22 protein-coding genes and 1 pseudogene are annotated in these 23,223 nt (G+C 67.8%); 15 read left to right on the top strand and 8 right to left on the bottom strand.

Features of this window, described 5'->3' with window-relative positions; genetic code table 11:
- The first annotated feature begins 450 nt into the window (after nucleotides 1-450).
- Nucleotides 451-1,419: a tyrosine-type recombinase/integrase gene (locus tag IPN03_03265; GenBank protein MBK9372762.1), complete on the top strand. Its 969-nt coding sequence runs from the start codon at nucleotides 451-453 to the stop codon at nucleotides 1,417-1,419.
- On the opposite strand, the gene IPN03_03260 is transcribed toward IPN03_03265, so the two are convergent.
- Genes IPN03_03260 through IPN03_03250 form a run of 3 tightly spaced genes read right to left on the bottom strand, consistent with a single transcriptional unit; the run spans nucleotide 1,394 to nucleotide 4,334 of the window.
- A complete protein-coding gene (locus IPN03_03260; GenBank protein ID MBK9372761.1) occupies nucleotides 1,394-2,521 on the bottom strand; it encodes a site-specific integrase in 1,128 nt (375 codons plus the stop codon). The two genes, IPN03_03265 and IPN03_03260, sit on opposite strands and share 26 nt — an antisense overlap.
- Nucleotides 2,521-3,960: a type IV secretion system DNA-binding domain-containing protein gene (locus IPN03_03255; protein ID MBK9372760.1), complete on the bottom strand. Its 1,440-nt coding sequence runs from the start codon at nucleotides 3,958-3,960 to the stop codon at nucleotides 2,521-2,523. The genes IPN03_03260 and IPN03_03255 overlap by 1 nt, the downstream gene beginning before the upstream one ends.
- Before the next feature lie 8 nt (nucleotides 3,961-3,968).
- The gene (locus IPN03_03250) at nucleotides 3,969-4,334 is read right to left on the bottom strand and encodes a hypothetical protein (protein ID MBK9372759.1); all 366 of its coding nucleotides are present in this window, start codon (nucleotides 4,332-4,334) and stop codon (nucleotides 3,969-3,971) included.
- Between the two features lie 10 nt (nucleotides 4,335-4,344).
- Here IPN03_03250 and IPN03_03245 point away from each other — a divergent pair, with 10 nt between their 5' ends.
- Nucleotides 4,345-4,671, top strand: a complete 327-nt coding sequence (locus IPN03_03245; protein MBK9372758.1) for a hypothetical protein — start codon at nucleotides 4,345-4,347, stop codon at nucleotides 4,669-4,671.
- A gap of 46 nt (nucleotides 4,672-4,717) precedes the next feature.
- On the opposite strand, the gene IPN03_03240 is transcribed toward IPN03_03245, so the two are convergent.
- Both IPN03_03240 and IPN03_03235 read right to left on the bottom strand, forming a co-directional pair.
- The gene (locus tag IPN03_03240; protein MBK9372757.1) at nucleotides 4,718-5,329 is read right to left on the bottom strand and encodes a hypothetical protein; all 612 of its coding nucleotides are present in this window, start codon (nucleotides 5,327-5,329) and stop codon (nucleotides 4,718-4,720) included.
- Between the two features lie 312 nt (nucleotides 5,330-5,641).
- The gene (locus IPN03_03235; GenBank protein ID MBK9372756.1) at nucleotides 5,642-5,884 is read right to left on the bottom strand and encodes a hypothetical protein; all 243 of its coding nucleotides are present in this window, start codon (nucleotides 5,882-5,884) and stop codon (nucleotides 5,642-5,644) included.
- On the opposite strand from IPN03_03235, the gene IPN03_03230 reads away from it, so the two are divergent.
- The 7 genes from IPN03_03230 (at nucleotide 5,813) to IPN03_03200 (ending at nucleotide 9,927) form a co-directional block, all read left to right on the top strand.
- On the top strand, nucleotides 5,813-6,781 hold the full coding sequence (locus IPN03_03230) for a replication-relaxation family protein (protein MBK9372755.1): 969 nt from the start codon (nucleotides 5,813-5,815) through the stop codon (nucleotides 6,779-6,781). The two genes, IPN03_03235 and IPN03_03230, sit on opposite strands and share 72 nt — an antisense overlap.
- Nucleotides 6,782-7,058: 277 nt before the next feature.
- Nucleotides 7,059-7,694, top strand: a complete 636-nt coding sequence (locus IPN03_03225; GenBank protein MBK9372754.1) for a hypothetical protein — start codon at nucleotides 7,059-7,061, stop codon at nucleotides 7,692-7,694.
- Nucleotides 7,695-7,783: 89 nt separating this feature from the next.
- The gene (locus IPN03_03220; GenBank protein ID MBK9372753.1) at nucleotides 7,784-8,890 is read left to right on the top strand and encodes a hypothetical protein; all 1,107 of its coding nucleotides are present in this window, start codon (nucleotides 7,784-7,786) and stop codon (nucleotides 8,888-8,890) included.
- Nucleotides 8,891-8,901: 11 nt separating this feature from the next.
- Complete coding sequence (locus IPN03_03215; GenBank protein MBK9372752.1) at nucleotides 8,902-9,141, top strand: hypothetical protein; 240 nt, start codon at nucleotides 8,902-8,904, stop codon at nucleotides 9,139-9,141.
- On the top strand, nucleotides 9,141-9,389 hold the full coding sequence (locus IPN03_03210; protein MBK9372751.1) for a hypothetical protein: 249 nt from the start codon (nucleotides 9,141-9,143) through the stop codon (nucleotides 9,387-9,389). Before IPN03_03215 ends, IPN03_03210 begins: the two co-directional genes overlap by 1 nt.
- Complete coding sequence (locus IPN03_03205; GenBank protein ID MBK9372750.1) at nucleotides 9,389-9,685, top strand: hypothetical protein; 297 nt, start codon at nucleotides 9,389-9,391, stop codon at nucleotides 9,683-9,685. Before IPN03_03210 ends, IPN03_03205 begins: the two co-directional genes overlap by 1 nt.
- A gap of 8 nt (nucleotides 9,686-9,693) precedes the next feature.
- On the top strand, nucleotides 9,694-9,927 hold the full coding sequence (locus IPN03_03200) for a hypothetical protein (GenBank protein ID MBK9372749.1): 234 nt from the start codon (nucleotides 9,694-9,696) through the stop codon (nucleotides 9,925-9,927).
- Between the two features lie 102 nt (nucleotides 9,928-10,029).
- Here the strand turns inward: IPN03_03200 and IPN03_03195 are convergent, their stop codons facing one another.
- The 3 genes from IPN03_03195 to IPN03_03185 all read right to left on the bottom strand — a co-directional run bounded on the left by IPN03_03195 (nucleotide 10,030) and on the right by IPN03_03185 (nucleotide 11,817).
- The gene (locus IPN03_03195; GenBank protein ID MBK9372748.1) at nucleotides 10,030-10,884 is read right to left on the bottom strand and encodes a hypothetical protein; all 855 of its coding nucleotides are present in this window, start codon (nucleotides 10,882-10,884) and stop codon (nucleotides 10,030-10,032) included.
- Between the two features lie 100 nt (nucleotides 10,885-10,984).
- Nucleotides 10,985-11,332: a hypothetical protein gene (locus tag IPN03_03190; protein MBK9372747.1), complete on the bottom strand. Its 348-nt coding sequence runs from the start codon at nucleotides 11,330-11,332 to the stop codon at nucleotides 10,985-10,987.
- Between the two features lie 17 nt (nucleotides 11,333-11,349).
- Nucleotides 11,350-11,817 carry a hypothetical protein gene (locus IPN03_03185; protein ID MBK9372746.1) on the bottom strand — a complete coding sequence of 156 codons (468 nt, stop codon included), beginning with the start codon at nucleotides 11,815-11,817 and terminating at the stop codon, nucleotides 11,350-11,352.
- 1,927 nt (nucleotides 11,818-13,744) lie between these two features.
- On the opposite strand from IPN03_03185, the gene IPN03_03180 reads away from it, so the two are divergent.
- The 6 genes and pseudogenes from IPN03_03180 to IPN03_03155 all read left to right on the top strand — a co-directional run bounded on the left by IPN03_03180 (nucleotide 13,745) and on the right by IPN03_03155 (nucleotide 23,218).
- On the top strand, nucleotides 13,745-14,302 hold the full coding sequence (locus tag IPN03_03180; GenBank protein ID MBK9372745.1) for a BrxE family protein: 558 nt from the start codon (nucleotides 13,745-13,747) through the stop codon (nucleotides 14,300-14,302).
- A gap of 65 nt (nucleotides 14,303-14,367) precedes the next feature.
- Nucleotides 14,368-15,096 carry a DUF1819 family protein gene (locus IPN03_03175; GenBank protein ID MBK9372744.1) on the top strand — a complete coding sequence of 243 codons (729 nt, stop codon included), beginning with the start codon at nucleotides 14,368-14,370 and terminating at the stop codon, nucleotides 15,094-15,096.
- Nucleotides 15,093-15,668 carry a DUF1788 domain-containing protein gene (locus tag IPN03_03170; protein ID MBK9372743.1) on the top strand — a complete coding sequence of 192 codons (576 nt, stop codon included), beginning with the start codon at nucleotides 15,093-15,095 and terminating at the stop codon, nucleotides 15,666-15,668. The genes IPN03_03175 and IPN03_03170 overlap by 4 nt, the downstream gene beginning before the upstream one ends.
- Nucleotides 15,669-15,681: 13 nt before the next feature.
- A pseudogene (gene brxC, locus IPN03_03165) lies at nucleotides 15,682-19,223 on the top strand (BREX system P-loop protein BrxC).
- Between the two features lie 8 nt (nucleotides 19,224-19,231).
- Nucleotides 19,232-21,235: an SAM-dependent methyltransferase gene (locus IPN03_03160; protein MBK9372742.1), complete on the top strand. Its 2,004-nt coding sequence runs from the start codon at nucleotides 19,232-19,234 to the stop codon at nucleotides 21,233-21,235.
- 885 nt (nucleotides 21,236-22,120) lie between these two features.
- On the top strand, nucleotides 22,121-23,218 hold the full coding sequence (locus IPN03_03155; protein MBK9372741.1) for a hypothetical protein: 1,098 nt from the start codon (nucleotides 22,121-22,123) through the stop codon (nucleotides 23,216-23,218).
- The last annotated feature ends 5 nt before the right edge of the window (nucleotides 23,219-23,223 follow it).

Raw genomic sequence — 23,223 nt, 5'->3', positions numbered from 1 at the left:
GCCCCTCCGTGCTTGACTGGAGGCGCACTGTTCTTTCGGAACATCGGACGCTCCTGCCTGACCTTCTGCCCGTCTCGCGACAGCAGGTCACAGCGCCGCGTCCAGAGCCGAATCTCCGCGTCTGGACGCGGGAATCGACAGTTCGGCGAGGTCGCGCCGACTGTCACGCGGAAGGTCACGGGTTCGAACCCCGCCATCCCCGCCAGTCGGCTTCTGGAAGCGGTAATCGGCCTCTCTCAAGGGAGAGGCTGAAACGCCGCTGTGACCTTCCGCCTGGCACGTCGCAGAAGGTCAAGGCAGCGGGTCGTACCGATGGCTCCGGGAGGCCAGAAGCTCCCTCCCCATCCCATGTTTTCCTCTCGACCCCTCCGACCGTCCGTCTCCTCCTTCTCCGCGCGACCTTCCGCCCGCACGCAGCGGGTCGGGACGCCGAACCAGAATCCCGAAGAGATGGCTTCTGCTTGCGATCCGCCCAGCTGGTCGTTCCGTGAGCTCGATCGGCGCTTCGAGGACTTCCTCGACTACAGCCGTCATGTCGAGCGCAAGAGCCGCGACACGCTGCGCGGCTACCGCGGCGCGTTCGTCATGTTCCGCCGCTTCCTCGCCGAGGGGAGACGGCAGCTGCCGCCGGCGGTCAGCATCAAGTTCTTCGACATCGAGGGGTTCGTCGCATGGAACAACCGCCGCGGTGTTTCAGCGATGACGACGAATCACTACTGGCGAGCGCTCCGGCCCTTCTTCGTCGACCTCGAACGGCGGGACGGCGTCATGAATCCGTTTCGGGGGATGCGCCAGCCAGTCACGGGCGAGACGACGCCGAAGGCCCTGAGCCCGGAGGAGTGTCGACGGATACTGATCGCGGCCGACAACTTCCCGTGGGACTCGCCGTTCGAGCGGCGGCGAGCGGTCGCGGTCTTGGCGACAGCGATGTACGGGGGTCTTCGAAAGGGCGAGCTGCTGCGCCTCCTGTACACGGACGTGGACCTCGATCAGGGGACGATTCAGGTCCGGGGCGGCAAGGGCCGCGGCGACGGGAAGGACCGGCTGGTTTTCGTGGCACCCGAACTGCGGGATGTCCTCGAGCGCTTCGTCCGGGAGCGGGCGATCGCGCGGGTCACGGCGCCGGGCTTCTGGGCCTCGCCCCGCGGCGGGAGCGCCATGTCGGAAGCGGCGCTCATGCGGATCGTGAAGCGGGTCCGTCGCGCGTCCGGAATCGCCTTCGGGCTCCATCGCCTCCGCCACTCGTTCGTGACGCTGCTGCTGAAAGCGGGCGTGCCGATCCACGTGGTCCAGAACCTCGCGGGCCACGCGAGCATCCGGACGACTGAGGTCTACTTCCGGGTCTGGGATGAGGACAAGCGTCGCGGTGTGGAGCGCCTGTCGCTCGACGCGCTCAGCCGAGTGGGACGTCGAGGGTGAGGCGCGCCGCCTCCGCGGCGCACTCCCCGTCGAAGACCGCTGAGTAGCGCTGGAGGACCGCGAGTGAACGGTGGCCGAGGAGGTCCATCGCGATTCGATCGCTCACACCTGATTGGCGGAGCATCGTGGCGTACGAGTGACGCAGCATGTGGGGAGTCACGTGGATCTTCGTCCCGCGTTCGATCTGTCGGAAAAGCCGACGGACCGTCACCTCGCCGATGCGGCGGTCACCCACGAGGGAGCTGAATAGCTCTGGGTGGGCCCGATGGGAGCGCTTGCGTTCCTCCAGGTAGTCAGCCAGGAGCCGGACGAGCTGTGGCGTCATGTATGCCGTGCGGTCGCGGCCCCCGTGTCTCCCCTTGCCGCGGCGGATCCGAAGCGACGACGATTCGAGATTTACGTCGCCGACACCGAGGGAGAGCACCTCGCCGCGTCGCAGCCCTGCCAACGCCATCAATCCCACGAGCGCGAGGTTCCGGGCGCGGCCGAAGGCAGAGTGCCACTGTTGGTTTCGCAGGAACTGGAATATCTGCTCGATCGCCACGCGGGGAAGCGCCCTCGGGCGGACGAGGCCGGGCGCTGGCCGCTCGGCGAACCGCGCTGGGCTGAGAGTCCCGTCGCGGTCGGCCATTCGGTTCAAGCCAGACGCGAGCGCCCTCCAGTATGTGTGGACGGTCGTGTGTGAGAGGCCCCGTAGGCGCAGCGCCGCGACCCAGCCTTCGAGGCACGCGACTTGGGCGGGGAGGTCTCCTCGCAGGAAGGCATCCCATCGGTCCTCCCGAGTCAGGAAGGTCTCGAGGGAGTTGAAGGTGCAGCGGAGCCAGGACTGGGTCTTCGCGGACTGCCCGAGGACCCCTTTGCTTTCCTCAAGAGCCAGCTTCACCCGCTCGAGGAAGTGCTCACGAGACGGGAACCAGAGCGGCTTCGCCCCCGAGAGCAACTCTAGAAGGGCCTTCGAGTTCCAGAGCGGAAACGCGTCTCTGACGTGTCGCGGGATAGGAATCGCTCCGCCGGCACTCTGCATCAGCTGGGCAAGAGCGGCGCGGTTGGCATCGAGGGTTCGGTCGGGACCGGTCGGACTTGGCGGGGTGACATCTGGCATCACGACAGGTGTGCGTTCTGGCCGTACTCGATCTCACCGAGAGCCATTCGGACCTCCGCCTCTTCGGTCAACCGGGCCGGCGGAGTCTCCGGCCGGTCCACCCGGATCCGTCGGGCCTTGAACCGCCGGCCGCGCAGCGCCCAGTAGCACGCCCCCCGCGGGAGGTCCGTGAGCTCACGCATTCGAGCCGTGAGCTCTTCACGGGGATCGAGTAGGGGGTCCGAGAGGTCGTCGTACGGGCGGACCGCTTCCCGCCCGACGTTCCCGAGCGGCTCGAGGATGTCCGGTCCGAGGAGGCGCGCCTCTGCGTAGGGGAGCCGGAAGTAGAACTGCCGGGCCGTATTCCCGAGGAGCAGCGGTCGAAGGTGCGCAGGGAAGAGCGAAAGGCCCTGAGAGGCGAGAGTCAGCGCGAAGTGGAACTTCCGCCCGGTCACGAGGAGGTCCTCGAGGCCGCCTTCGGTCCCTGCGAAGGCATGCGCCTCGTCGACGAGGAGCGCGAAGTGCCGCCGGGTCTCGGGGACCGAGCCGGTGCGCCGGAGGGCTGAGAGGAGCAGCGTGTTCAGGAGGAGTCGGCCGAGGACGTCGGCGGCGGCGCCGAGGGCTCCGCGGGCGAGGTTCACGATCAGGGCCACGGGCCGGTCCGGAAGGTCGAGGAGGTCCACGGGCTCGCCCCCGCCCCCGAGGAATCGCCGCACGGCGGCCGAACCGAGGAACGGGGAGAGCTTGTTAACGACCGCCGAGACGTACATCTGCTCCTGGGGGCCGAACCGGTGCAGGAAGTAGTTCGTGGCCTCCGGGCCAGCCGTCGCGAGGGCCTCCTTTCGGTAGCGCGGGTCGAGCAGGAAGCGCTCCAGGTCGGCGAGCGTCACCGGAACTTCGCTCTCGATGGACCCGCGAAGCGCCATGCGGACGATCTCCTCGACCTTCACGCCCCACGCCCAGGACGAGGCGCGCTCGGCGCTGTAGAGGCGCCGCAGCACCGACACGAGGAGGTCCACCTGGCGTCCGGGGTCTACGCCGGCCATCGGGAGGAGCGGGTTCCACGACGGCAGGCTCTCCGGCCGGGTGAAGTCGAGGGAGACGACGCGAAGCTGACCGGAGATCCGCGCCCAGCGCTCGACGCGGTCCGCGAGATCCCCGTGCGGGTCGATGACGGCGAAGGCGTTCGCGCGGGAGAGGAGGGCTCTCGCCATGGCTTCGAGGAGAGACGACTTGCCGCTTCCCGTAGCCCCGAGGGCGAGGGCGTGCTGGCGGAGGTCGGTCCCCGTGAGTCGGCACGCAATCCGCGACCCGTCCGCGGCGATGTACTCCCCGAATCGCCGTCCCTCGCCTTCCCGACGCAACATCTCGTGAAGAAACCTGTCCTTGGCACGGTAGAAGTCGGCCATCGCGGTCCAGTAACGGCTCTGGCGGGTCCGGAACGTCAGCGTGAGCGGCATCTCGGTACTCACAGCAGGGCGAGGGTAGAGGCGAGGAGGAGCGGGAGGACGATGGCGGCGGCGAGAAGGGCGGCTCTCTCGGCCCGGGTCGGCGGAAGCGCCCCGACCTCGAGAAGCCTCAGGAATCGACGCTGGAGCGAGGTCGGCGGTCGGGGGTCGAGGACGGCATATCGCTGGCCTGCGACGGGAATGACGAGATGCTGACGTTTGAGGTGCCGGAGAACGCGGTGTCCTTGCCACTGCCAGCGCAGCCGGCAGGCACGCACGAGGGCGGAGACGAGGAGGGGCGGTGTGAGGCCGTCTCGCCGCTCGCGGCTCCGGAGGTAGAGGTAGGCGAGGAACGCTCGTCTGCCGACGAGCGGGAGCACTTGCACGAACCAGTGGGTGGGGAGTGCATGGGTCGAGAACGGAGGGGGTGTCCTCGGGGCCGAAGAGGGGGCGGACGCCGGGGATTTCACCGACGACCTCGACGGCCACGACGCCACGGCCGGCCTCTTCGTGCCAGACGATGGCACCGGCAGCAGAGAGCCGTCGAAGTGCGTGGAGAACACCGCGCTGGCGCATGCCGAGCACCCAGCCGAGGTCGTGAAACGACACGGCGCCCCGATGCCGGAGCGTGAGCGCTCGCGCCGCGAGCAGCGCGAGGGCAGGGTCGGGACCGATTTCCCGGGCCGAAACGAAGAACGCCCCCAGATCGACTCCGAGAAGTGAGAGCCCGAGTGGGGGCTCGCGCGTCGGGAGGACGAGCGTGAGGCGGTCAGTGATTCGCAAGTGAGGGCGAGTTGAGAAGGAGCGGGCGGAAGCGGTCGAGCGGCGGACTCGGCGGGTCGCTGCCTTGGGGGCGCCAGATAGCGATCGTGAAGCGAGCGGTCTCCGCGCGCCGGGTCAGGACGTCGCGGACCGGTTCTCGCAGCGGCGAGGAGAGGTCGACGATCAGCAGTGGCGCGGCAAGCAGGGCGTGGCGGCGGTCGAGGCTGAGGCCGGCGCTCGCCCGTTCGCGCAGCACACCGACGCCGTGTGAGCGGACAGCGTCCTCGATGGCCGCCGCTACGCGGGCGAGCCGAGCCGCGTCGCCGTCCTGGAGGAGGAAGCCGCCGCCCGACACGAGGAGCGACGGGAGGCGCTGCACGAGGGCGGAGACCATGTTCCGGTCGGCGTCGTCGAGGGTCGCCTTCGGTACGGAAGGACCTCGGTTCGGGATATCGAATGCAAGGTATCCGAGGAGGAGGCGGCTCATCTCCGGGTCCGTCAGGTAGCGGGCCGCGACCTCGTGGACGGAGTCGAGGCTGAGACGGCCCGTGCCGTTACGGATGTGGACGAAGCGAGTCCGGTCCACGCCGAGCGTGGCCGCGATCTGGGAGATCGACAAACCCTGTGCGCGGCCACGCTTCTCGATTTCGCGGATGAGTGTCGGGAGGACCACTGGCGGGGGGAGAGGAGGAGAGACGCCTGCATGGTGGCCGAAATGGGGCGGCCACGGGAGGGCGTACGGGAGAGATGTGCGATTGGCGCACACGACGGCGGACGGGGGACGCAAAGACAAGCCCCGTCCGCGTGCGCGGTCTGCACAGGTAGTGGGGGGACACCTCGTAACGAGGCAATTCACGCAGTACTCTTCTCTTGCCCACCTGTCAAGACTATGGCCCCGTCATCGAGCTCGCCCAGCAGCGCGGAGGAGACGTCACGCGCCGGACGCGCGCCGGAGCGGCGTGATCGCGCGCAAGAGGCCGCGAGCGAACCGCAGCCAGAAGCCACGCGTGCCGCCGAGACCGGTGCCCCTACGCGCAGCAGGGTCCGCACCACCCCTCGAGAGAGCGCCTCCGGTGTCGCCGGCCAGGACCGACCCCTTCCGGTGTCCCTTCGAGAGCACGCTGTTCTCGAGCTCATCACTCGCCTCCGACTCGTCCCTCTTGTCCTCGTCCACGACGCCCTGTTCAAAGACGTCTCGCGGCAGGTCGTCGGGCGGTTCGTCAATCGGATGGTCGATCGCGGGTGGCTCCAGACCTGGTCGGAGCCGACGGAGAGGGGAGGGAACCCCACTTGGATCTACGCGACCGCAGCCGGCCGGACCGCCGGTCTCGGTCTCGTCCTCGGCGCCGCGGAGGGAACTCCCTTTCAGCAGCTCGTCGCCACGATGCTGCCGTCGGCGCGGACGCGCCCCCTCGAGCTCGCTCCGCGGATTGCACCAGCCTTCCTCCGTCACCAGCGGGAGACCGCCACCCTCCTCGTCCGCCTCGCCGCGGCGCACGGTGCTTTCTGGTACTCCGCCTGGGATCGGCCGCTCCCCCAGGGGGGCGCGCCGGCCCAGCTGCCGCAGCCCGACGGAGTCCTCGTTCTCCCAGGAGCCTCCGGCCCCGAGCTCGTCTTTCTCGAACACGACCGGGGTATGGAGTCGCCCGCGCACTTCGCCCGGGCAAAGGCCGCGCGCTACGCAGAGCTGGCCGTCCGCCCGGAGCTCTGCCAGCGCCTCCTCGGCTTCCCGACGTTTCGCCTCGCCGTGACAGTCGAAAACGCCCGTCTCCACCGCCATCCTCTCGAGCGACTCGGGCTTCTCTCCCGACTCCTCCGCGAGGCCGGCGCGGCCCGGGAGGCGGTCCTCTCCCTGGCCGGCTGGGCGAACGCATGGCCGGGAGGCGCCGTCTGGTGCCGAGCGGAAGACCCCTTCCTGCCGGCATCCCGGCCCGCTGTCGAGCTCCAGGAGCCGGCTCTGTGCCACACCCTGCCGTGTCCACCGTCCGGGCGAGGGGAGCCCTGTGCGTGTTCCGCACAGCGCGACCCGTCACGCCTCCTCGAGGTCGACGGCCGCCGGCCGTGCGGCTGACGCACGTCCCCGGGATCGGCTCTCACGTTTTCGCTTCCGGTGTGGTCTCTTTCTGGCGTCGGCACGGCCGCAGCTCCTTCCCAACTCGGTTCGGCACCCGCAGGTCTCCCGGCTTCCGGGACCTACTCGGCCGGCGGGTGCTCCCCGGCCCTCTGAGCTCTCTGGCGGCTGGCGTCTCTGCACCCGAATAGGTCCGCTCCTTTGCTTGGGACCTTCGGTCGAGACGTCGGCCGCCCGAGGGCGCCGAGGCGCCCGGGAATCCATCGAGGAGGTCCTAATGTGCCTGCTCACGCGTACCGACGCGATGCCGGGGAGCTCCTTCAGCCTCCCGGCCAAGCGCACCTGCCCCGGGGTCGTTCTCACGCCGACGTCGGTTTGTAGCGCTTGCTACGCCGATGAACGGAAGCGCTACAGGTGGCGAACCGTGAAGCTCGCCCAGGACAGGCGGCTCGCCTGGACTGTTCACGCCCTCACCTCCGGACGCTTCGCCCCGGTCGTCACGGAGCTCATCTCCCGTCGAGACGAACGCCACTTCCGCCTCCACGATTCCGGCGACTTCTTCAGCCCACCCTACGTCGACGCCTGGTACGAGATCGCCCTCGCCCTTCCCGAGGTCTCGTTCTGGGCGCCGACGAGAAGCTGGGCGATCCACGGCCAGGTCCGCCCCGACGACGATCCGCTCCTCGCCTCCCTCCGCCGTCTCGCTTTCCTGCCGAACGTCACCGTCCGCCCGAGCGCGCTCCTGATCGACGGAGACCCGCCCGTGATCCCCGGTCTGCACGCGGGGAGCTCCGTCACGACCGACCCCGCGCGCTCCACCTGCCCGAAGTACCTCAGGAGCCCACCGGCGTGTGGCGACTGCCGCCGCTGCTGGGCCGAACCCCTGAAACCGGTGGTCTACCTCAAGCACTGAACTTGCCCGCTATCTCGACGCCGTGCCCCGGACGAAACACCGTCCCGGGCGCGAGGGCGTCCGGGACCTGACACGCAAGGAGGTCCCTGATGTCTCCACCCGTCTCGATTCGCTGGGCGGAGCTCCTCGCTGACGCGGTCTCCCGCCCCGGCCAGATCCTCGAGGCGTACAGCCTCTTTCACGGCTACAGCCTCGGTAACCAGCTCGCGGCCATGTTCCAGTGCCGCGAACGCCGGCTCGCCCCTGGGCCGATCGCCACCCTCCAGCGGTGGAACGAGCTCAAGCGGCGCGTGCGGGCCGGCGAGAAGGCCATCGTCCTGTGCATGCCGGTGAGCGTCCGGGTGAAGGACGACGAGCGGAGCCGCCGGCCCGTGCCCGAGGGCGACGCTCCGCGGTTGAAGACGATCTTCGTCTGGAAACCGCGGTGGTTCGTCCTGGCCCAGACCGACGGAGAGCCCCTCACGAACGCCGTCGAGATCCCGTCGTGGGACGAGGCGCGCGCCCTCGAGGCCCTCGCGGTCCAGCGCATCGCCTTCGACCTGCCCGACGGCAACGTCCAGGGCTTCGCCCACGGGCGCTCCGTCGCGGTGAGCCCCATCGCCGCGCTCCCGGCCAAGACCCTCTTCCACGAGCTCGGCCACGTCCTCCTCAACCACACCGCCGAGCGCGGCGACGACCGGCCGGACCTCCCGAAGACGCTCACGGAAGCGGAGGCCGAGGCGGTCGCCCTCCTCTGTCTCGAGGCGCTCCACCTCCCGGGCGCCGAGTACGCCCGCGGCTACATCCAGTCGTGGTACGGCGCGGGCAACCCCCCCCGGGCACTCCGCCCAGCGGATCTTCAAGGCCGCCGACACGATCCTCCGTGCCGGTCGAAGCGAAGCCGTACCCGGCGCCGCGGAGCGAGGTGCCGCATGAGACTCGACCTCTCCTCCGTCCCGCTCTCGCCGGCCGGCGCCCACCTGGGAGTCAGACCCGATGCCTGGTTCCGTGCGCCGATCGACATCGACGGCGTCCAGCACTTCCTCGACCTCGTCTCGGTCCGAGTCGGCCGCCACGGTGTCCAGCACGCCGTCTCGAAGGACCTCGACGCCATGGTCCGGCTTCACCACCTCGCCTGCGGGGCCTACGGCCCGTTCGCCACGGTCACGTACGCCGAACGCCCCTTCGTCCTCTTCGTCACCCCCTCGTGCCAGTAGGGGAGAGCGCTATGAGTGAAGCGACCTCGACCCACTGCGAGGACTGCGGCGCCACGGGCGGCATCCGAACCTACGACGACCCCGAGACCGAGCAGGAGGTGCTTCTCTGCCCGGCATGTGCCCGCGACCTTTACGCCGGAGTCGAGGACGTCACCGAAGGCCTCGTCTCAGCGGACGACGATCCCGACAGCGAGTTCGCCGACGCCTGCATCACCGCTGCCGACTACATGCGCGCCGACGAGGGCTACTGATGGCGACCCCGTGGTTCTTCATCCGCTGCCCTGCCTGCGGGAGGTACTGGGGGGAGCAGGGCCGGTTCCCGCCTGACGGGAGCCTGCTCACCCCCTGCCTCAACTGCGGGCGGGACATCTCGATCGAGTTCGTCGTCACCTCGAGCGGTGTCCTCACGATCGCCTCGGTCATCGACGTCGCGACGATGCGCCACGGCGACTGGTCCCCGCTCCTCGATGCTCGCGTCCACTGGAGGGAGGTGAACTGATGCTCGTCTTCCCGGAGTCCTTCCTCGAGCCAGACGGCCGCTTCCGCTCCGTCATCCCCGCCGACATGGTCCCGGTCCTCTACATCACCGTCGACGGAGAGATGCGCTGCGCCTCGTGCATGAACGCCGTCTCGGCCTTCCTCGACCCGTTCTCCACCGACGAGCGGGCCTGGTTCGTGGTCGACTACGAGCTCCTCTACGAGGGGCCGCCCATCGAGTGCTTCCACTGCCACACGGCGGTCCCGACGCTCTACGGCGAGAGCGACGAAGACCACGGCATCGACGAGACGTTCTGAAGGCGCCCGTGGCACGCCTCGGTCTCTACCAGCCGTTCATCGAGGACCGGAACGTCCGGCGCCTCTACCAGCTCAAGGTCACGCACCACGCGCGAACCGGAAGGAAGCTCCCGATGACCGCGCTCGTGAACCGGATCCTCGACGACTTCTTCGAGGCAGGCATTCCTCTCCCACCGGGAGAAGGGGACGCTCAGCCTCTCGACCCAGATACCGTTCTCCCGCTCCTCATCCACCTTTTCTGAGAAGAGGCATGCAACGCCCGCACCCCATCTGATCCGATGGGGTGCTTTCTCGTCGCCCGAAGGACTGGACGCGGTGTCTTCACCTTCAAGTGTCGTTCCAGGTCAAGACTCGATCGAGTCCGCCGCTCCTGTTCGATTCGTTCCGTGGCCAATGCTGTACTCGATCGAATGGGCGCCCCCTAGTCCAGTGGAGAGCTGGTTCTTCAGGAAGGTGTTCAAGCTCCGGATCATCGCCCAAGCGATTCGGTGAACGCGGCGAGCATCCTGATGACGCCAGAAGCGAAACTCCTTTGGAATGTCGGTGTGCGCATAGCGTTCACCGATCTCGTCTAGGGGAGGGATGTTGTCGCAGGCGTGGGCCCTTTCAATGCTCCTCGGGTGAACCATATCGTTCCGGAGCGTCCAGAGCTCACTGAAGGACTTGAATGGTTCCTCGCTTTCGACGAAGGACTCGATCGGGTCGCCTGGGCTATACAGCAACCGTTCGCCGTCCCAGAGGCGACCTCCGTAGGGCAGCACCGCATGGGGAGCTCGCAGCCATTTCTCCCGCGGGTGCATTCGGAGCTTGGTGTCGAGGTGAGGAGTGTCGGAATTCTCGTAAACGGCGTTGATGAAGCCCTCGAGGGCCGCAACGGTTAATAGGATCGATGCCCGGGTGTGCGAGGCTTCCAGCCACGAGTCGCCTTCGCGTGCTGCGAGCTTGGCGAGAGCCGCCAGGGTTCGAGCGTCTGCAAGGAGATAGAGCGAAGGATTCTGCCTGAGGACGACAAGGGTACCGGGCTCGCAGAGACCGAGCCGCGACCGCGCCACAGTCAGAAGCGCGTCGTCCTCGGAGAACCCATCGCGGAGGCTCCAGCGGAAGTCCTTGGCTTCCAGGCCATCAGGATCACGAGCGATGCTCTCGCGGAGGGCAGCGAGGTATTCGGGAGGGGGATCTCCTGGCTTCGGTCTAAACACGTAGTTACCGTAGCGGATTTCGGGCAAGGCTGGGCAGACGGTGCCTAACGTCCGGCATCACATCAGCGGCGAGCGCAGCGAGACCGCTGCATGCCGGCGGTTAGGCATCGTCGGAAACGCGGAAAGATAGGGCGGCCTTCAAGAACGCGAGAAATGCAGTGGCGTGGACGACCCAGACCCCCTGACGCGCGAGAAGGTGATCGGGCCGTGGCGAGAGCGGCTCGGTGCCGAGCGGTTCGAAGCCGAGGTTCTTCGTGAAGCGCACCCAACCTACGGATTCGGGTTCGGCTGTCTGGGGAGAAGCGACGTGCCCCGACGACAGGTCAACGCGTTCGGGGTCGAAGAAGAGGACGGTCAGGGGCGCCGTTGTGACAATCATCGGGATGTAGGAAATGAGTTCGATGCCTGATGCGTTGGCACCCAGCGACTCGGACTCCTGAGCAGCCAAGGCGAGGCCTGACTGTATCAGCTCTGAACCCCATCCCTCGATTGTTCTTCGATCGAGGCTATCGGGCCACCCTTCTTTACGCTCATCGCGCAGAACTCGGAGTGATACGAGGGTGGGCCGCATGAGACCTTCCGCCAGGAAGTGCCCGCGGCTGAACCCGGTTGTGCGCAGAGGACCCGAACCTGATTGCTCTTGGCAGCGTCGTTCTGGCGGACGGGAAATACCCAGTGCCCCTCGACGCGCTTGCATTCGATTACTAGACGCGAACGGTAGAGTGCGTGAGTTATCTCGTCGTTCTTTTGACCGCCGAGAACGATATCGATGAAGCGCTTGTCACCCCTCACCGGATGGTCCCACGGATGCTCGCGCGCCAAGAGATGCCAAAGGGTTACTCCTTCCCACTTCTTGGCGATCGCGGCGAGAGCGGCCTCGAGCGGGTAACCGCTGGCGTTGGCGACAGCGTTCGGGTTGATGTTGTTACTCATCGTGGATGTGCCCTCCGGGGTCTAACCGCAGCATCAGCGGCGAGCGCAGCGTAGTCCGCTGCGTGTCGGGTTAGCCGGCATCCTTCCCAGTTGGCGACGCGGCCGATGAACGAACAGGGCGCTTTGAGAGCGCAAGAAGAGCGGCGCCGACGATGATTACTGCGAGCAGGAACAGCGTGGCGTGGCGGTACGAAATGAAGACGCCGCCATTCTCGGATACCAAGCGAGGAACAGGTCGGGCTACTTGAATGGCACCGAGCCCATCCTTGTGAGTAAGCCGAGCAGAATCCAAGGAGAGAAGGCCCATGCCCCAGGCAAAGACCTCCATTGAAGCTCCGGGCCGCAGCTCGCCGACATCGATGAGGCCCTTCGTAGTCTGAACCGTCGTCGTTCCATCTGCGCCCCGCAAAGTAACGTGACCGTTTATCCAGTTGGGGAATGAAAGCTGCACCGCGGACAGGGGTGGTCGAACCTGTATTCCGGACTGTGCAGACGATGAGCTTCTCCTGTAAGCGCCATGGAGAGTGAATGCCCTCTGCATAGCGCCCGAGTACCGTGGTGATGACCGGCCGAAGGTCCTCTCGAAGCGGGGCCGAGGGAATGAGCTTCTGGAGGGCCTCGTCCTTCAGGAGAGTCTCGGTGGCCTTGGTCGGCAAGGCCCGTGCGTCCTCAAGGAGTTCGGCGGGCAAGAGCGCGGGCGTTTCCAGGATATCGGCCACGAGCGTCGGTGTCGGGCGAAGCTGCTGCCATAGAGACGTGGCGCCGAGTAGGACGCCTACCAGCAATGCGAGGAGCTCGATGGGCAGCTTCAGGCGCTCGAGGAGGTCTTTGAGCCTGGAGGGGTTCTGCATAGAGCCAGTCTACGCGCTGGATTTCGTGCCTAGGAATGCTTGAGAGGGTTGGTGACGCGCACTAACCCGTTCAGGCAGGCACTATCCATTTCGTTCATCGCTACCGGCGCCGAGCAGCGCGTGGTCTCGGATAGGCCCTCGGGGGGCAATCGAGTTCGGTGGCTCTGTGGCGAAAAGGACGGGTCCCAGGCGAGTGGCGGCCTCCGGCCATCGGTCTTTGACGAGCCGTGGACGGCACATGGAGCCTCCGCGAGTGTGGCTTCGGCCGGTATGGCTCCACGATTCCCGAGGGCGGTCAAGAGCCGTCGGCGGTCCCGTCGGCGGTCCAGGCCAGGAGAATCTCCCGTGAATCCGCGGGGCCTGGACATCATCTGTCCCTTCAACGGCTGATCCTTACTGGTTGGCAGCTGCTTCGTGCCCGACCGGCCCGCGAAGGATGAAGCAGCCCGTAGGAGGAGAAGGCGACCATGAAGCCCGCCGCGAAGCCTCAGTACGCCTCTGTCGAGCTGCCAGTTGGCTGCGCCACGCCTCGGCCGCACTGCCCGATCTGCGGTTACGCACTCCGGATCGTCGGGGAGGCCTCGATCGCGAACGTCGACGCCTGCCGGCACCTGGCATTCGTCTTCATCGGTGAGACCGCAGAGTTCGGATACCGCTACGCGGACTTCCAGAAGCGGGCGGCGGGAGGCGGACCTCGCAGCTCGACCTGTCGAGGCTGCGAGGGTTCCTCGAGCGAATCGGCTACGGGAACAAGCTCCTGGCCCTCGAGATCACCTACGGCGGAATGGCGTGCGGGCCGGTCTGGTACAGCGACGTCTACGGGTTCGACTACGAGGCCGTCGGGGACGAGGTCGCTGAACTCGAGACGCCGGCTTCCGTCGTGGCCGCCTCGGCGGCCGACAGGTAGGGGATGTCAAGCCGGCGATCCGGTCTCAGCAGATGGCCCGAATGGGCTGAAGTTCGCGTCACTTCTCGATTCGGTGGCAACATGCCCTGGGCGCCTCCCGTTCCCGCGCAGTAACGCCACGGGAGAGGCCCTCCAAACGGTTCACGAGCCCTGGAACTGGAGTCCCTGAATGCACGCTGGGATGGAACGACTTCTGAAGCTCCGACTCGCCGTCGCCCGCTTCGGCGAGATGGACGGAGCCCGCTGGTGGAACACGAACGGGCAGCTCGGAAAGCTCGGGGCGATGGCGCTCCGGCGCGGCTTTCCGCGGACGCACCGCTTCGCTCAGGCCCGGGCGGTCTTCGCCGTCGCCGGGCACCGCTGCCGGGAAGTCTTCGAGCCGCCCCAGTGCGTCACCCTCTGGGACCTCCCGGCCTCCATCGAGGAGGAGTTCGAGGGGATGTGGGAGCGCTGGCTCGAGCAGGCGGAGGAGTGGAAGCCGTTCTTCGAGGCCCTCGAGAAACCGGCAGGCGCTGACCTCGGCGCCGTCCTTCGCGGCCTCGGCCTCGTGACCGACCCGGACCTCGAGGCGCTCGGGCGCCTCCGCCGGGGCGCCGACGGAAGGGCCGTCCAGCTCCCCGGCGTCTTCACGGGCGCGGACGCCGACTTCACCCTCCTCGCCCTCGGATTCGCCCGGGGGGAACCGGGAGCCCTCGCCGTCCCCTACATGAGAAAGGCGGACGCTTGACGAAGCGGGGCCAAGAGGCGTCCCGCGCCAACGTCGTCTCTTCGTTCACGATCGTGAAGGGGACGATGATCGAGGAGAGCTACGCGGCCCTCGCCGCCTGGGACTTCGACCGGACCAAGCGCCAGAACCTCGACCACGTCCGGGAGGTCAACCTCGTCGGCGCGAAGAGCCAGACCTGGCTCCGGGACGTCGGGAAGGTCCTCAACCGCCGCTTCGACCCTGCCGGCCGTGACCGGCCTCTCGCCCTCCTCGCGAAGGCGGGCTGGGGCCTCGACGAGTGGAAGCCGGCCCTCCTCTGGCACATGACCCGCGACGAGTTCCTCTTCCGGGACTTCCTCGTCGGCTGGCTCTACCCGAACTGGGCCGCGGGAGCCCATCGGCTCCGTCCCGAGGAGCTCCACGACTTCCTCCGGGAGGTCGGCGGGCGGGGCGGCGTCACGGAGCATGCCTGGGGAGAGGCCACTCTGGAGCGGGTCGCCGTTGGCCTCCTGCGCATGGCCGCCGACTTCGGCCTCCTGAAGGGCACGGCCGTCCGGGAATTCGCCTCGTACCACCTTCCGGAGCGGAGCTTCCTCTACCTCCTTCACGCGTTTCGCGACGCCGAGCCGAACCCCCGCCGCCTCATCGAGTCGCCGGAGTGGAAGATGTTCCTCATGGAGCCCGCCGACGTGGAGCGGGAGCTCCTCCGGCTGCACCAGTTCCAGAAGCTGCACTACGACGTCGCCGGGAGCCTCTCCCACCTCACGCTTCCCTGCGATAACGCCCTCGACTACGCCGGGAGGATGGCCGCATGAGCGACCTCGAACAGCGCATCAAGACCGTCCTCGAGCCGATCCTGGAGCTCCCGGACCCGCGGACCCGCCTCAGCGCCTACCACGACATGCCGTACGCCATCTTCCGGTACGACCCGGAAGAGGAGCTCGAGATGCGCCGCCTGGTGAGCCTCCTGGGGACCCGTCTCGCCCAGAAGGGGAAGCGCGTCTCGCGGATCTCCCTGGCCGAGTGCCTCGACGAGGCCCTTCGCTCGCAGAACCCGCTCGAAGACTGGATCCGTGCCGAGCGCGAGCAGGGGCCCCCGACGCTCGTCGACACCATCCACGAGGTTCTCTCCTCGTACGCCCCGCTCGTCGACCTCGTCGCCGCGCGGATGCCGGCCGAGCCCGACCCGCTCCGTGACGTCGTCTTCCTACTCCGCACGGGCGCCCTCTTTCCCGTATACCGCACGTTCTCGCTCCTCGAGCAGCTGAAGGGCCGCGTCCAAGTCCCGGCGATCCTCTTCTACCCGGGGACGCTCGATGGCGCTGCCGGCCTTCGCTTCATGGGCGTCCTGGACGCCGAGCACAACTACCGCCCGAAGATCCTCTGAAGAGGCCCACGAGATGAAGAGCCCCACCATCGACTCCCTGTTTGCGAGCAACATCCGTCGCCAGATCGAAGAGGTCATCAAGGTCGACCAGACCGACGAGACGATCCTCCGGGAGGAGATCGCCGAGTACGTCGTCACGGACGCCATCCGGCGGCACTACACCGAGGTCCTCGACCGGTATGCCGAGACCCCGGGCAAGCCTCACGAGGGAATCGCCGTCTGGGTCTCGGGCTTCTTCGGTTCGGGCAAGTCGAGCTTCGCGAAGATCCTCGGCCTCGCCCTCTCCAACCGGCCGATCGCGGGGGGACTATGCCGGCAGGGAGTTCGGAGAACGGACGGGCGACACGAAGCTGAAGGTCCTCCTGGCCACGATCGCCGAGAAGGTCCCCACCCATGCCGTCATCTTCGACGTCTCCACCGACCGCGGTATCCGGAGCGGCAACCAGACCCTCACCGAGATCATGTACGGGCTCTTCCTCCAGAGCCTCGGCTACGCGAAGGACCTCGACCTCTCCGAGCTCGAGATCGCGCTCGAGGAGAAGGGGGAGCTCGCGAAGTTCGAGAGCGAGTACGCCCGCATCTACAAGAAGAGCTGGAGCACCGAGAAGGGGAAGGTCGCTTTCGCCCTGAGCCAGGCGAGCAACGTCGTCCACGAGCTCGACCCGGTCACCTTCCCGATGGCCGACTCGTGGGTGAAGGCCGTCAAAGACAAGGCCGACATCACCCCCGGCAAGCTCGCCGAGCGGGCGACCGAGCTGATGAAGCGCCGCAAGCCGGGACACTCTCTCGTCTTCGTCGTCGACGAGGTGGGGCAGTTCGTGGCTCGTGACGTCCAGAAGATGCTCGATCTCCAGGCCATCGTCCAGAACCTCGGCCGCGTCGGCCGCGGCAAGCACTGGGTCGTCGTCACCTCGCAGGAGAAGCTCGATCAGATCGTCTCCGGCCTCGACGACAAGAAGATCGAGCTGGCGCGCCTGATGGACCGCTTCCCGCTCCAGGTCCACCTCGAGCCCTCCGACATCTCCGAGGTCACGAGCCGCCGCGTCCTGGCGAAGAACGCTGGCGCACAGTCGGCTCTCGGGAAGCTCTTCGACGAGCATCGGGGCCGCCTGGCCGCCTGTACGCGCGTCTCGGCCGACATCCGCCTCCCCGAGCTCGCCCGCGATGCGTTCGTCGAGCTCTACCCGCTCCTCCCGTACCAGATCGACCTCGTCATCCAGGTCGTCTCGGGCCTGCGCACCCAGGGTGGAGCCGGGCGCCAGGTGGGCGGCGCGAACCGCACCATCATCAAGCTGGCCCAGCAGCTCCTCATCAACCCTGCCGTCAACCTCGCCGACCAACCGGTCGGGGCCCTCGTCCGCCTCGACCAGGTCTACGACCTCGTGGACCAGAACATCGGCTCGGAGGTCCGGGCGAGGATCGCCGCTATCCCGCAGAGGGTCGACCATCCCTTCGCGCAGGCCGTGGCCAAGACCATCTGCCTCCTCCAGTACGTCCAGAGCGTTCCCCGGACCGCCGAGAACATCGCCGCCTGCCTCCACACGTCGGTCGAAGCCGACTCCTGCCTCGCTCCCGTCCGCGAGGCGCTTCTCGCCCTCGAGAAGGCCCATCTCGTCCGGCAGGGGGACGACGGCTACCGCATTCCCACCCCGGCCGAGGACGACTGGGAGAAGACCCGGAACGGCCTCAGCCCCCGCCCGGGCGACGTGCACCGCCTCCATTCGGAGACCGTTTCCGCGTTCTGGAAACCGCAGCCGTCCTACACCTACCTCGACACGAAGACTTTCAAAGCCGGCCTGGCGATTCACGGCCGGATCGACACCGACGGCGACGTCGTCTTCCACCTTCACCTCGCCGAGGACGGAAAGGCGTTCGAGACCCTCGCCGCCGAGCTTCGCCAGAGGAGCCGGGAGGAACGCCGGAACGTCTTCTGGGCCGTCGCCCTGAACGAGGCGATCGACCGGGAGACCGTCGAGCTCTACCGGTCGAAGGAGATGCTCGACAGGAAAGAGCGGGACGCCCGGACGGCCGACCAGTCGGCCCTCGTCGGTGAGGAGAAGCGCCGCCTGAAGCGCCACCAGGACGAGCTTCGCCGGCTCCTCCGCGCCGCCTGCCTCGCCGGCAGCGTCAGCTTCCGGGGGAACGACCGGAGCCCGCGAGACGGGTCCGACGTGGGCAAGGTAGCGGCCGAGATCCTGGGTGCCACCCTTCCCGAGCTCTTCGAGCGCTTCGGCGAGGCCGCCGCCCGGACTGCGGAGCTGAAGAGGGCGCTCGACGCCCTCCTTGGCGCAACGAGCCTCGAGGGCCCACCCGGGACCTTCCACGCCCTCCACCTTCTCCGGGACGAGAAGGGAAAGACGGTCTTCCACCTCGACGACGGTCCTCTCGCCGAGGTTCTCCGCCGCATCGAGGAACGCTCCGGGTACGGCGACACGACGAGCGGGCGCTGGCTGGCGGACGAGTTCGAGAAGGAGCCCTTCGGGTGGGACTTCGAGGCGGTGCGACTCTTCGCCCTCTGCCTCCTCAGGGCCGGCAAGGTCGAAATGACGAGCGCCGGCCAGACGATCGACTCGGCCACGGGCCCGAAGGCCCGCGAGGCGTTCGGGAACAACAACCTCTTCCGGGCGGCCTCCTTCCGGCCGAAGAAGGGCGTTGAGTTCGCCGAGCTCCTGCTGGCCGCCGAGGCCTACCGCGACACCTTCGGAGCGGAAGCCCGCGAGATCGCGCTCGGCCCCCTCGCCGTCGAGATCCGGAGTGCTATCGAAAGGGTGGAGGACGCCGTCGTCACCGTTCTCGGACTCCTTCGCTCCCACGGCCTCCCGGGCACGGAGCTGCTCGAAGCGGCGCAAGGGCAGATGAAGGCGATCGCCCGCGGGACCGAGCACGAGGCCATCGCGACGTTCAACGCCTCGCACAAGACGATCAAGGACGCCGTCCGCCGGGCGGGTGAGCTGGAAGTCGCCCTCACCGACACGAACCTGGCGCTCCTCGATTCGGCGAAGCGGGTTCTAGCCAGCTGCTGGCCTTTCCTCGAGCAGGAGCCCGACCTGCCCGAAGGCCTGGCCGCGAAGGCGGCCGGGCTGAAGGACCTTCTCGCCCGGGAGACGTTCTTCCGCGAGCTGACGGCCATCCAGCAGAACGCGCGAGCCCTCGACGACGAGTACGCCCGGCGCCACAGGGAGGCCCTCGAGGCCCGCGTGGCGGCCTACTCGGCGGCCCTCCTCGAGCTGGCGAAGACGCCCGGATGGGAAGAGCTCGACGAAAGCCAGCGGGCGCCGCATCTCGGCGCCCCTCCGAAGCGGGGCCACGAGCGACGGCAAGGGGACGCCGATTCCGCAGCTAAGGTACGAGACGGAAGCCTGCGCGAGCCGCCTGAAGGCTGCGATCGCAGAGGTCCGTCGTCTCGTCGAAGGCGAGCGCCTCGTCACCATCGACGTCGGCGGCTTCTTCGGAGCCGGCGTCGAGACCGAGGAGCAGCTCGCGGCGGCCCTCGAGGGGATCCGGGAGGAATGCGCCCGGTTCATAGCCCGGGGCAAGAAGGTAGTGGCGCAGTAGGCCGCGGCATGGACAAGGAAACCCGTAGCGCCATCGAGCGGGCCACGCAGAAGGCTCGCCGAATTCTCGAGACCGACTTCGCCGAGCAGCTGGAGGGGACCTTCGAGGTCCTCCTGAGCGGTGTCGTCGCCCCGCGGGGTGGGGCGCACCTCTCACCCCGGCAGCACGCGGTGAGGGAGCGGATCGTCGCCTCGGTCGAGCACAGGCGGGCGGCGGGGGAGAAGCCCGCCGAGGCCATCGCCTCATATCTGCGCGACGCCGCGTTCACCGCGCTCAACCGGTTTGCAGCACTCGAGATGATCGAGGCCCGCGGCCTCGCCCAGGAGTGCGTCCGCAAGGGCGAGCAGTCGAGCGGCTACCGGGAGTTCATCGGCCTCGCCCCCGGGGTCGCGCTCCTCCCGGGCGGGGACGGATACCGCCTCTACCTCGAGTGCCTCTTCGACGAGCTCTCCACCGAGGTCAAGGTCCTCTTCGACCGCCGTGACCCCGCCTCGGCCCTCTGGCCGCGCCGGGCTGCGTTCGAGGAGCTGCTCGGCGTCCTCAACGCCCCCGAGCTCGCCGCCGTCTGGGGCGAGGACGAGACGATCGGCTGGGTCTACCAGTACTTCAACAGCGGCGACGAGCGGCGCGCCATGCGCGACGCCTCGCAGGCCCCGCGCAACAGCCGCGAGCTGGCCGTCCGCAACCAGTTCTTCACGCCGCGCTACGTCGTCCGTTTCCTCACCGAGAACACCCTCGCCCGCATCTGGATCGAGATGATGGGCGACGGGGACGGAGCCAGCCGGATCGCCGACCGGTGCGAATTCCTCGTCCGCGATGCCGAGAGCCGTGGCCCCCGGGCGAAGAAGGACCCGCGCGACCTGAAGCTCCTCGACCCGGCCTGCGGCTCGGGGCATTTCCTCCTCTACTCGTTCGACCTGTTCCTCGCGATCTACGAGGAGGCCTGGGCCGACCCCACCGCCGCGGCCTCCGCCACGACGGGCCGGACGCTCCGCGCCGACTACCCCGACCTCGCGGCCCTGCGCCGAGCAGCCCCCGCGCTCATCCTCGAGCAGAACCTCCACGGCGTCGACATCGATCCCCGCTGCGCCCAGATCGCCGCCCTCGCCCTCTGGCTCCGCGCGCAGCGGGCGTGGAAGGACGCAGGCCTCCCGGCCAGCCAGCGGCCTCGGATCACGAAGACGAACATCGTCGTCGCCGAGCCGATGCCGGGCGACGCCCGCCTCGTCGAGGAGTTCGCCGCGACACTGAACCCGCCGCTCCTCGGGACGCTCTTCCGGAAGATGGTCGCCGAGATGCGCCTCGCGGGAGAGCTGGGGACGCTCCTCAAGGTTGAGACGCTGCTCGCGGACGAGATCCGGAAGACGAACGTCGAGTACAACCGGCAGAAGAAGACGACCGGTTACCTGCCAGGATTCGAGCCGCCGCCGACCCAGGGGGAGCTCGACTTTTCGCAGATCGACGACGAGACCTTCTTCGACCGAGCCGAGGAGCTGCTCCTCGCAGCGCTCCGAAGATTCACCGAGTCGGCCGCAGGAGCTGTCGGCGTGCGGAGGCGGCTCTTCGCCGGCGACGCCGCGCAGGGGATCGCGCTGATCGAGCTGGTGAGGACGAAGTTCGACGTGGTGCTGATGAATCCGCCGTTCGGGGCGTGCGGGATGGGGGCGAAGAAAGAGTTCGAGAAGGCGTATCCCAGGACGAAGAACGACCTGTACGCGGCGTTCGTCGAGCGGGGCGTGGAGCTGCTACACAAGCGGGGGATGCTGGGGGCGATCACCTCGCGGACGGGGTTCTTCCTGTCGAGCTTTCAGAAGTGGCGGGAGGAGGTGCTGTTGAAAGGAGCAGCGCCGCCGGTCGTGCGCGTGATCTGGGGTGCAGGGCGTGCTCGACTTCAGCGGATGGTTGAGGTGGCGGCGTACTGTGTGGAGACGGTGGCAGTGAAAGCCGTTCTTGGGCCGGCGCTGACGTCTCCCCGGTTATCTCCTTCTTCCTTGATGCTCGCGCCATGTTGAAAAGAGCAGTATTAGGAACCTGGCTGGCATGATAGTTCATCAGCACAGCCGCTCACGATTCCTCGTTGGTCGCGTCGCTGCGGATCTGCTTACGACCTCTCCGACGAAGTGCCCCGATCTGGGTCATCGGCTTGCGAGACGATTGAGCCGGACATTGGCAGAGTCACGTTTGGCCTCTACAACGAAAGATGACGAGCGATTCATACGCCTCCGGTGGGAGGTCGACCCGCGTGGGATCGAAGACGGCGCGTGGGTAAGGATCTCGAAGGGTGGGGAGTATTCGTGGTTCACGGCCGAAACGCATCTCCTGGTTAAGCAGCGCGCAGATGGGGAGGAACTCGCGGCCTTTGCTGAGACGCGAGATGGAAATGTGGCGTCGACGCGCCGGTCATCCTCGTTCTTCTTCCGTCCTGGAGTGTCCTTCTCGCGCAGGAGCCAGAAGGGTTTCTCTGCGAGGCGACTGCGGCCAACAGCGTGCTTTTCCGATAAGAGCGGCGTGATTGTGCCGACCGACGACAAGCAGGCGTGGCTACTGGGCCTCCCATTCGCTCTTGCTTCGTCGGAGTACCAGGCCTTAATTGATGCGCAGGCGAAGTTCGGGTCTTTCGAGATAGGCCCCGTGAAGATGCTGCCGTTGCCTGATCGGCGGGTTTTTTGTCCCAGGCTGACGCGTGGAGACTTGTTTTTCGTCTCTTGGATTCCGTCGAGAGAATCGATGAGACCGCCGAGACGTTCGTCAGCCCGCTGGCGGGTCCTCCGTCGAAGCAACACGCCTACGAGGCGGCGCTGCGGGCCGCGGAGGGCGGTCTGGCTGCGTGTGGGCTGTCGCTCAGTTCGTCGGCTGCCGAGTGGCTGGCCGATGTCGGTGAGGCTGCCGACGAGCGGATGGCGCTCTCTGAGCGCGTTCTCCACTACTGGTCCATCGGCGTCGCCTTCGGCCGCTTCGACCTCCGCCTCGCCACCGGCGAGTGCGCCCTTCCCCCCGAGCCGGACCCCTTCGACCCGCTCCCCGTCTGCTCGCCCGGGATGCTCACCGGCGCGGACGGCCTCCCTTGCGCCACGCCGCCCCCCGGCTACCCGATCGAGATCCCGCAGGACGGCGTCCTCCTCGACGACCCTGGCCACCCGCGGGACCTGCTCGCCGCCGCCCGCGCCGTCTTCGACGTCGTCTTTGCCGCCACGGCCGACGCGGACGCGCGCTGGCAGGAGGCGGCCGGAATCCTCGACCCGAAGAACCACGATCTGCGCGCCTTCGTGGCTCGGACATTCTTCGAGCTGCACCTCAAGCGCTACTCGAAGAGTCGCCGCAAGGCGCCCATCTACTGGCAGCTCGCGACGCCCTCCGCGAGCTACTCCGTCTGGCTCTACGCCCACCGCCTCACGCCAAACACGTTCTTCCACGTTCTCCAAGACGCTGTCGCGCCGAAACTGGCACTCGAGGAGCGAAGGCTCCTCTCGCTGACGCAGGAGTCCGGCCCGAACCCCACCGCGAGCCAGCGGAAGGAGATCGCAGGCCAGGAAGCGTTCGTCGACGAGCTCAGGGCCTTCCGCGACGAGGTCACCCGCATCGCACCGCTCTGGAAGCCGGATCTGGACGACGGAGTGGTCCTGACAATGGCCCCGCTCTGGCGGCTCGTGCCGCAGCACCGCGCCTGGCAGAAGGAGCTGAAGGCAGCGTGGGACTCCCTCTGCGCGGGCGAGTACGACTGGGCCCACATCGCGATGCACCTCTGGCCCGAGCGGGTCGTCCCGAAGTGCGCCAGCGACCGGAGCCTCGCCATCGCCCACGGCCTCGAGGAGGTCTTCTGGGAGGAGGACGCGAAGGGGAAGTGGGCGGCCCGCAAGAAGCCGCTGACGCCCGTCGCGACTCTCGTCGCGGAACGGACCTCTCCGGCCGTCAAGGCTGCTCTGAAGGACCTTCTCGAGGCGCCGCAGAACCGCGGAGCGAACAAGGGGCGCCGTAAGGGGAAAGCCGATGCCTGAGTACC

This window comes from Holophagales bacterium (assembly GCA_016719485.1).
Classification (GTDB): domain Bacteria; phylum Acidobacteriota; class Thermoanaerobaculia; order UBA5066; family UBA5066; genus UBA5066.
Note: the sequence above shows the minus strand (reverse complement) of the source record. Positions and strands in the feature narration are given on the sequence as shown.

Bases quoted from the DNA above. Each gene is read 5' to 3' on its own strand.
- IPN03_03220 (MBK9372753.1), top strand. From the start codon at position 7,784: ATGTCTCCACCCGTCTCGATTCGCTGGGCGGAGCTCCTCGCTGACGCG.
- IPN03_03215 (MBK9372752.1), top strand. From the start codon at position 8,902: ATGAGTGAAGCGACCTCGACCCACTGCGAGGACTGCGGCGCCACGGGC.
- IPN03_03260 (MBK9372761.1), bottom strand. From the start codon at position 2,521: ATGCCAGATGTCACCCCGCCAAGTCCGACCGGTCCCGACCGAACCCTC.
- IPN03_03210 (MBK9372751.1), top strand. From the start codon at position 9,141: ATGGCGACCCCGTGGTTCTTCATCCGCTGCCCTGCCTGCGGGAGGTAC.
- IPN03_03255 (MBK9372760.1), bottom strand. From the start codon at position 3,960: ATGCCGCTCACGCTGACGTTCCGGACCCGCCAGAGCCGTTACTGGACC.
- IPN03_03265 (MBK9372762.1), top strand. From the start codon at position 451: ATGGCTTCTGCTTGCGATCCGCCCAGCTGGTCGTTCCGTGAGCTCGAT.
- IPN03_03155 (MBK9372741.1), top strand. From the start codon at position 22,121: ATGGCGCTCTCTGAGCGCGTTCTCCACTACTGGTCCATCGGCGTCGCC.
- IPN03_03185 (MBK9372746.1), bottom strand. From the start codon at position 11,817: ATGAGTAACAACATCAACCCGAACGCTGTCGCCAACGCCAGCGGTTAC.
- IPN03_03180 (MBK9372745.1), top strand. From the start codon at position 13,745: ATGCACGCTGGGATGGAACGACTTCTGAAGCTCCGACTCGCCGTCGCC.
- IPN03_03175 (MBK9372744.1), top strand. From the start codon at position 14,368: ATGATCGAGGAGAGCTACGCGGCCCTCGCCGCCTGGGACTTCGACCGG.
- IPN03_03170 (MBK9372743.1), top strand. From the start codon at position 15,093: ATGAGCGACCTCGAACAGCGCATCAAGACCGTCCTCGAGCCGATCCTG.
- IPN03_03160 (MBK9372742.1), top strand. From the start codon at position 19,232: ATGGACAAGGAAACCCGTAGCGCCATCGAGCGGGCCACGCAGAAGGCT.
- IPN03_03205 (MBK9372750.1), top strand. From the start codon at position 9,389: ATGCTCGTCTTCCCGGAGTCCTTCCTCGAGCCAGACGGCCGCTTCCGC.
- IPN03_03225 (MBK9372754.1), top strand. From the start codon at position 7,059: ATGTGCCTGCTCACGCGTACCGACGCGATGCCGGGGAGCTCCTTCAGC.